Source organism: Streptomyces sp. NPDC007856 (assembly GCF_042868225.1).
GTDB lineage: Bacteria > Actinomycetota > Actinomycetes > Streptomycetales > Streptomycetaceae > Streptomyces.
Window position 1 is genome coordinate 1 of sequence record NZ_JBIAEC010000109.1, and the last position, 1,479, is coordinate 1,479.

The following is a 1,479-nucleotide window of genomic DNA, read 5'->3' on the forward strand; positions in this document are numbered from 1 at the left end:
TCCTCCGGATACGGAGACTTACGTCCCACCTGGACATCCCTCCCTGGACCATCAAGATCCATTGTCAGGGTGTCCACTCCAAAGGATCAGCCTCAGACCTGGCGCTCGCCCGCTCGTACGTGCTCGCGGCCGAGCTGGCGACGAAGCAGCACTCCGATGCGGCGTGGGTGGTTGCCGACCGGGCACTGGCGGCCGCGCGCTGCAGCGGTATCCCGGTGGCTGTCGGCGAGGTCTCCCGGTAACTGGCGATCGCGATGCGCCGCTCGGGCCGCTTCACGGCCGCGGTGCACCTGCTCACCAAGGAGGCGGAGGACCTGGACGCCTCCCGCGACCACACCGGTGCCGTTCGTACGACGCTGCTGCTGACCGGCGCTTACTCGGCGGCGACCGGCCGGGACCGGTCGACTGCCCTGTCGTTGTTGGAGGAAGCCGAGCAGGAGACGGGGCGGTACCCGGCCGTGCCGGGCCTGTTCACGGTGGAAGCCACCCGGACGCAGGTCGACGCCTACCGGATCAGCGTCCTCAACGCGCTGGGCACGCCGGACGAGGCGGTGACGGTCGCGAATCGGCTGAACATCGGCCGGATACCGACAGCGGAACGGCGGGCGCGGGCGTGGACCGACGTCGCCCGCATGTGGAACGCGCTCGGGAACGGCAAGCAGACGTGCGCTGCGCTGCGCCGGGTCGAGCGGGAGGGCCGCAGGAGGTTCGCCGGCCAGCCTTGCGGGCGCTGACGGCCGGGCTGCTGTACGGGCCGACCCGTATCGAGGGCGTCCGCGAGTTCGCGGCCCGCACCGGGGCGCTGGCCAGCCGAGCCGCTCAGCTCGGCGGGCTCACGGTCGTGTCACGTCGGTTGTGGCCTCCCCGGGCCTGTACGCGGGCGACGATCTGCGCACTGGTCGGCTGCACGCTCGACGGGATGAGGATCTCCGAGAGCCGTCGCGTGCGTGGCCTGGGCATCCAGCAGCAGTCACGTCTTCTCGAGCGGTTCGCGCTGCAGGGCTGACCGGCCCTGACGGCCGGGGCTCGTCTCCGGTAGGGCGGGGGCGTTCAGAACGTACGCCCCCGAACATCTGGGGGATCGGTAGCGATGGCCGGTTCCGCGAAGCCGTGGGGCTTTGCGGGGGAGAGGTGGCTGGCCTCTCCATACCGGCCATCGTGCGGCGTCTGGCTCGCCGGGAGTTCGTCGATCCCTTAAACCAGAGGCCGCGGGTCTTACGGTATCCCGCCTGCGGCGCGGTCCGGTGCGCCGCAGTCAGGAGGGTGCGGAGCGGCGGGCGGCCAGGTTCTCGAGGCGGGAGCGTTTCCAGCGCTGCTGGCGGGGGCGGCCGCCGCTGCCGCGCCTGTACTCGTATCCGTCGGGCTGCTCGAGGTCGGGCAGGAACCCGTGTCCGAGTGCGCTGATGAAGCTGTCGGCGTTGCTGTATCCGAGAATTTGGGCTGCCTCGGCGGCGCCGACCAGGTCCTCGTTCTCGCCCC

Annotated in this window: 2 protein-coding genes and 2 pseudogenes; 3 read left to right on the plus strand and 1 reads right to left on the minus strand. The window is 71.1% G+C overall.

Annotated elements, in window-relative coordinates:
• The 3 genes and pseudogenes from ACFYOH_RS44775 to ACFYOH_RS44785 all read left to right on the plus strand — a co-directional run.
• Window positions 1-242: pseudogene (locus tag ACFYOH_RS44775) on the plus strand (hypothetical protein); the annotation flags it as partial.
• A gap of 12 nt (window positions 243-254) precedes the next feature.
• Complete coding sequence (locus ACFYOH_RS44780; protein ID WP_388638118.1) at window positions 255-734, plus strand: hypothetical protein; 480 nt, start codon at window positions 255-257, stop codon at window positions 732-734.
• The gene (locus ACFYOH_RS44785) at window positions 722-1,006 is read left to right on the plus strand and encodes a hypothetical protein (RefSeq protein WP_388638121.1); all 285 of its coding nucleotides are present in this window, start codon (window positions 722-724) and stop codon (window positions 1,004-1,006) included. The genes ACFYOH_RS44780 and ACFYOH_RS44785 overlap by 13 nt, the downstream gene beginning before the upstream one ends.
• A 249-nt stretch (window positions 1,007-1,255) precedes the next feature.
• Here the strand turns inward: ACFYOH_RS44785 and ACFYOH_RS44790 are convergent.
• Window positions 1,256-1,479: pseudogene (locus tag ACFYOH_RS44790) on the minus strand (hypothetical protein); the annotation flags it as partial.

Coding starts and splice junctions, on each gene's coding strand:
- ACFYOH_RS44780 (WP_388638118.1), top strand. CDS start 255: ATGCGCCGCTCGGGCCGCTTCACGGCCGCGGTGCACCTGCTCACCAAG.